Origin of the sequence: Pseudochelatococcus lubricantis, assembly GCF_042432495.1 — a bacterium.
Lineage (GTDB): Bacteria > Pseudomonadota > Alphaproteobacteria > Rhizobiales > Beijerinckiaceae > Pseudochelatococcus > Pseudochelatococcus lubricantis.
In genome coordinates, this window is the sequence record NZ_JBHLXC010000028.1 from 1 (window position 1) to 662 (window position 662).

A 662-nucleotide genomic window follows, 5' to 3' on the forward strand; every position below is an offset into this window, starting at 1 on the left:
GAGACCAGCGTGGCACGAAACCTGATGTCGAACGACGAGTGGGCGTTCTTTGAACGCTTCATCCTGGCTGTCCGTTCTCCGAACGGCCGCAAGCCCACGAACCATCGGCTTGTTCTGGATGGGATTTTCTGGATCGCCCGAACGGGGTCGCCCTGGCGCGACCTGCCGGAAGAGTTCGGCAAATGGTCGTCTGTCTATCGGCAGTTCCGGCGCTGGACGTTGGCGGGGCTGTGGGAACAGATCCTGGAGGCGCTGAACGAGAGCCGGATCGTGCCGGATGCGCTGCAGATGATCGACAGCACCGTGGTTCGCGCTCATCATCAGGCAGCGGGCGCAAAAGGGGGACTCCGCGCCAAGGTTTCGGCCGCTCGCGAGGTGGCTTCACGACCAAGATCCATCTGCGGGTCAATGCGGCAGGCCTGCCCATGAGAACCGAGATCACGGCCGGGCAGACATCGGACTACCTCGGCTTCGATCTGGTCATGGCTGACAACCTGCCCGAGCCAAGCGTTCTGCTCGCAGACCGCGGCTACGACTCCGACAACATCCGCAAGACCATGGAGGTGCGCGACGTGGTGCCGGTCATCCCCATGCGCAAAACCCGGAAGCTACGGGTCGCCGTTGACCGCAGGCTCTACCGCCTGCGCAATCTCGTTGAGCGG

1 pseudogene is annotated in these 662 nt (G+C 63.3%); it reads left to right on the plus strand.

Going from position 1 to position 662, the window contains the following annotated elements:
• Nucleotides 1-9: 9 nt before the first annotated feature.
• A pseudogene (locus tag ACFFJ7_RS20945) lies at nucleotides 10-662 on the plus strand (IS5-like element ISPme2 family transposase); the annotation flags it as partial.